The organism is bacterium (genome assembly GCA_040755795.1).
Taxonomy (GTDB): domain Bacteria; phylum UBA9089; class CG2-30-40-21; order CG2-30-40-21; family SBAY01; genus JBFLXS01.
The window spans coordinates 1-5,181 of the sequence record JBFLXS010000289.1; the positions used below are offsets into that span (position 1 = coordinate 1).

The 5,181-nt window shown below is 38.7% G+C and carries 5 protein-coding genes; 2 read left to right on the forward strand and 3 right to left on the reverse strand.

What is annotated here, in order from left to right:
• Both AB1414_14970 and AB1414_14975 read left to right on the forward strand, forming a co-directional pair.
• On the forward strand, positions 1–2,347 hold a 2,347-nt coding region (locus AB1414_14970), incomplete at its 5' end, for a T9SS type A sorting domain-containing protein (GenBank protein MEW6608724.1).
• A gap of 20 nt (positions 2,348–2,367) precedes the next feature.
• The gene (locus tag AB1414_14975) at positions 2,368–3,084 is read left to right on the forward strand and encodes a pseudouridine synthase (GenBank protein MEW6608725.1); all 717 of its coding nucleotides are present in this window, start codon (positions 2,368–2,370) and stop codon (positions 3,082–3,084) included.
• A gap of 322 nt (positions 3,085–3,406) precedes the next feature.
• Here the strand turns inward: AB1414_14975 and AB1414_14980 are convergent, their stop codons facing one another.
• From AB1414_14980 to AB1414_14990, 3 genes are all read right to left on the reverse strand, one after another.
• Entirely contained in the window at positions 3,407–3,619 is a 213-nt protein-coding gene (locus AB1414_14980) for a hypothetical protein (GenBank protein MEW6608726.1), read from the reverse strand.
• A 599-nt stretch (positions 3,620–4,218) separates the two neighbouring features.
• Positions 4,219–4,989, reverse strand: coding sequence for an integrase core domain-containing protein (locus AB1414_14985; protein ID MEW6608727.1), 771 nt, complete (start codon positions 4,987–4,989; stop codon positions 4,219–4,221).
• Between the two features lie 75 nt (positions 4,990–5,064).
• On the reverse strand, positions 5,065–5,181 hold a 117-nt coding region (locus AB1414_14990), incomplete at its 5' end, for an IS5/IS1182 family transposase (protein MEW6608728.1).

Here is a 5,181-nt window from a genome sequence, read left to right on the forward strand (position 1 = left end):
GATAACAGTAACCTGGAGTGATAATGTCGGTAGGTTCTGGGTAGTATTTACTGCAGATACCCAACCAGGTTGTGGCACAATCACCGTCAGTGCCAAAGGCAAAGATTGTGTGGCATACAGCTGGTTCCGAATGCTTGGTCGGATAACTTATGTTAGTCCTCAGCAAGGCACAGTTGGAACACGGATAGAGGTTAGTGGTGACGGTTTTGCGGCAAATGAGCGGATAGAGATAGACTTTGGGACTAATCCTACGATAGCTGTAACCTCAAGTGATAATGCCGGCAGGTTTGAGGCAGTATTTACTGCGGATACCCAGCCGGGCGGTGGCACAATCACCGTTAGTGCGAAAGGTAGAGATTGCATCGCATACAGCTGGTTCAGGATGTTAGGTGTGATTACTCTTATTTCACCGAACTCTGGAGCAGTTGGAACAGTGGTCAACATAGCCGGCAATGGTTTTGCGGCAAGCGAACAAATACGGATTGATTTTGGAACAACTCGAACAATAACAATGACAACCACTGATTATCAAGGCGGTTTTGTAACCACATTTGTGGTTGATACTCAACCCGCAGGGACGACGACAATCACCGTTATGGGTATGATAAGTGGTGCAAAGGATATAACTTACTTTATGATAATCGAAGATACTATCCCACCAATTATTATCCATCAACCTATTTTATTCACAGATGCTGGTCTGCCAATGATAATTATTGCCACTATCACGGATAATTTTGTGGTCAAAGAAGTAATTCTTTACTGGAAAATAGGCGGAACGAAAACTATCTCTTTTATCAATATGGTTAATCTGGAAAATAACCTTTACAAAGGAACTATTACGGCTAAAGATGTCTCGATGCGGGGATTACAATATGCCATCTGGGCAACTGATGGCAAGAATGACACCTTATCAACTATCTGGACGACGATTACTTACGGCACAGTTAGCTCAGGTAAAATTGGTGCTATCTATCCAACTTACAAATCCATCTCTGTCCCTGTTCATCCCGGCAATCCTGACCCGGCAGGTGTGTTGTGGAATTGGGGTAATTTTGAGCAAAATGTCAGATTAGTCTATTTCGATGGGAGTAATTGGGTCATTCATAATCCGCCAGGTTCAACTGTTCCAAACTTTGCCCCAGAGATAGGCTATGGGATTACCGCAGATAAAGATAATGAAATTATTGTTTATGGGAGTTCGACTAATCCTTCTGGTTATTATGTTATTCCATTAAAAGGCGGTCTGCCGGAAAGGTGGAATCATATTGGACACCCATATCTTTACCCGGTGGCTTTGAATGAGCAGGTAAAGTTTCGCAAAGGAGAAGAGGTAGTTGACCCTGTCACGGCTTATGTCCAGGGCTGGATAAAGAGTTCATTATGGTATTATGATGGGATGGGATTTAAGATGGTGCCGTATCCTGGGGTGATTAATCCCTGGATAGGATATTTTATCCCGCTGACAGTGGATTGCGAGATGCTCGTTCCAGCAGAAGAAATAGGTGGGAAAGACACCCCTGACCCCTCTCAAAAGGGGAAGAGTTTCTGCCCGATAGAGGAGTGGGTTGTGAATAATGCAGTTTGTGCACGGAGTGAAATAGATGAGTTTAACCCACTCAAACATAAGGATAGCTGGGCAATCCAGCTTTCAGCTAATGCTGGCAGCCTGACTGATAGATTCAACTTTGCTGGCGTCAGCCCTGCGGCAGATGATACCTACGATGATGAATATGATATTGGTGAAATCCCAATGTTACCAGCAGATGATGAAAAATTTGCTCCTGCTTACCTCAGATGTTACTTTATTTCACCGACGGAAGGAGAATATGGCTCTGACTATCGCAGTGAAGTAGAAACAAGCAAGGAATGGAAATTCAGGGTAGAGCAGGTAGGTGAACCAGAGAAAGTAGAGTTAAATTGGGATATTGCCAGTGTTCCACTCCAATACTATCTCTACTTAAAGGATAGAGATAATCTGATTGATATGCGCAAGAATAAAAATTATAGTGGCAATAAAGGAGAGTATAGTCTGATAGTCAGTAAAGAGCCGATAAAGGTAGTGTTGGGAGTAAGTAGTGTAGCGGAATCTTACTGCTATCCTAATCCAGTTAAGGGAGGAGAAGAGGTATCCTTTGTCGTGCCGAAAAATAAGGTTATTAGCCTGAAGATATTCAATATAGTGGGTGAGTTAGTCTATGAGAAGAAAGAAGATTCTGAAGGAGATGGGATTGTGGAATGGGATTGTCGGAATTCAGCTGGTGAAAAGGTTGCCAGTGGCATCTATATTTATTTCATCCGTGACGATATAAGTTCAAAAACAGGTAAATTGGGAGTGATGCGATAAATTTCGTTGTAACTTTAATTATGGAAAGACTACAAAAGATTTTAGCCAAAGCCGGGCTTGGTTCTCGAAGAAGTTGTGAAGAACTAATCCTATCAGGACGCATCCGTGTTAATGGTCAATTAATCAAAAAACTGGTGGTAAAAATTGACCCCAAAATCGATAAAGTAGAATTTGATGGGAAACCAATCAAATTAGAGACAAAGGTTTATCTCCTCTTAAATAAACCCAAAGGATATGTAACCACACTTTTTGACCCGCAAGGAAGACCTACTATCTCTTTGCTTTTAAAAGGAGTAAAAGAAAGAGTTTATCCAGTCGGCAGACTTGATTATAATTCTGAAGGATTATTATTTTTAACCAATGATGGTGAGTTAGCCAATAAAGTTATTCATCCCAGGTATAAAATTCCCAAAACTTATTTAGTTAAATTTAAAGGGAGAGTTGAAGAAAGTGATATAATTCGATTAAGAAACGGAATCAGGCTGAGTTCAGTGGAAAAAACACTTCCGGCCCAGGTAGTAGTAGAAAAAAAATTAAAGGAAAATACTATTCTAAAAATAACCATTAGAGAAGGTAAAAAACGACAGATTCGCAGAATGGGAGAAATGATTAACCATAGTGTTTTAAACCTGAAAAGAATTCAATTTGGACCTTTTAAATTAGATAAATTAAAAAAAGGAGACTATGTATATTTGAATCCAGAGATAGTTAAGAGAGAATTGGGGAAATGCTTATGAGTGTTCCCCTGTCAATCGGGCAACCGTTCAAGTGGTAATTTACCGCAGAGACGCAAGAGTTCGCAGAGAGAAAAAAAATTTTTTTCGTGTTTTTCGCGTTTTTCGGTGTTTAAAAAGGCTTAAAAACAGTTAGTCGAAAGGTAACTATTAGAGCGTTCTCTAAGAGCCTATCCGAAAAGTTGGAGGCGCGAACTTGTTCGGGGTATTTTACCTTAACAAGCCTGCCCTGGCGACAGACCAGGGTTGAGGCGTCCATTGGTTTTTCGGATAGGTTCTAAGTAGATATAACAATATTATAGTAAGTATTAACCAAAAGTTCACATTAGTATTGTTGATAGTTGATGGTTGATATAGCGGTTATTAACTGGAAGTTTACATAGGATAATACCCATAAATAAGGCATGAGAATAATCGTTCCGTTAGGAACATAATATCGGTAGGAATAGATAGACAAATCAATCAGTTCCGTAGGAACGATATATTGGTAGAAAATTTGTGGAAAGCCATTTACCGATATATTGTTCCTATGGGACATTATTTGTATGATATTTATTTCTACCGATATGTTGTCCCTATGGGACATTAAATGAAGGATGAGGTAGAATTTTCACATTCTATTTTTTTCCATTTTTATCATAAGAAATGGGAGAAGGCAAGCCAAATGGACATAATTGTCTAAAAATATAGAGAGTTATAGCCCTAATTTGACATAGTGTAGTAATGGTTCACGCATAACTTGTTAATTCACTACGAGTAGTTACGAGTATTTAATTCTAAGCAAAGTTTTGACTAATAACTGCTATATCTTCTGACCTCTGTATTTATCCGTGCTAATCCGTGTTAATCAGTGGCTGAATAGTTACTTTTATTTTAGATTTTGTTATATCAGTATAACATACCTGTCAATCTATTAAAGGATGCCCGTCTTTACATATTATCAAATTCCTATCTGCTACATAGCATAACATCGTGCACCCTATTTTAATACAAATTTATAGCAGGACATCGTGCACTCTCACCCCATGGGGTGAGCGAAATTCTAATCCTCAAAAATAGCAGGACATCGTGCACCTTACAGGAGATTGAAAATACCCATCTCCATTAGATAATCAGATAGTTCTTTGACAACTTCTTCTATAGAGAGTTCTGGAGGCAAACGATACTCAAGAAATCTACTATCTTGTCATTGCAAACAACTCTTAAGCTATGTGTTGCTGTCATAATGGTAGCTACAACATACTCATAAACTACATCCTTGGGCATTTGGAAGTGTTCACCAAATACGTCGAGTATTCTATCACTTCGGATAAACCTAACCAGGTGAATATTTCCATCTTCAATAGGAATCGGTTCATGGGGTAATTCAAATCCATCTACAAGAAGAAAAGGCTCAACTCCCTCATTCCTCATAAATTCATTAGGGGTTTTACCCTTTAGGACACTGTATCTGTGGAATTCATTGTGGAACTCCTCAAATGCCTTTGATTCTTTTTTAAGATGGAAAAAGTTTTTGAAAACTTGTATTCTAAAAAATCCTTTGTCATAAACATCATTGAAACTTTCAATTACACCATTTCGCCAGGGTTCTCTCTGAGGAATAAAAATAGGTTGAATACCTAAAGAGAGACATAGCCTTAAGACCAATCCTAAAGAATGGGGATGTTTGTGACTTCCATGGAAACTTAGTTCATTGTCAAATTGGATATATTCTGGTATTCCTAATATTTTCCATGTGGAAATTAAGCCGTTTGCTATCTCTTCATCTATCTTTGAAAGTATGGGATTAAGTTTGATTCTATGACTACAGACATCTATTACATTGAGAGAATAGAATCTGCCATCTCCTTTGATATAACGAGGTCCTACAAGATCAACTTGATGAAGAGTATTTATCTCCAAAGGCATTACTATTTTTGGATAGCTTTTGTCTTTGGGTTCATAAGGCTTTTTCTTAAAGACAAGGTTGTTTCTTCTAAGAGCCTATCCGAAAAGTCCAGCAGCTCTGAAGGTAATCCAGGCACAAGCAAAATGAAGCATTGCTATGTAATTTTCTACCTTCTTTTCCCAGCGGATTAGCAACCGTCTAAAGCGGTTTAA

What these genes read in the sequence shown, in the direction of transcription:
- AB1414_14975 (MEW6608725.1), top strand. Translation starts at nt 2,368, where the DNA reads ATGGAAAGACTACAAAAGATTTTAGCCAAAGCCGGGCTTGGTTCTCGA.
- AB1414_14980 (MEW6608726.1), bottom strand. Translation starts at nt 3,619, where the DNA reads ATGTCCCATAGGAACAATATATCGGTAAATGGCTTTCCACAAATTTTC.
- AB1414_14985 (MEW6608727.1), bottom strand. Translation starts at nt 4,989, where the DNA reads ATGCCTTTGGAGATAAATACTCTTCATCAAGTTGATCTTGTAGGACCT.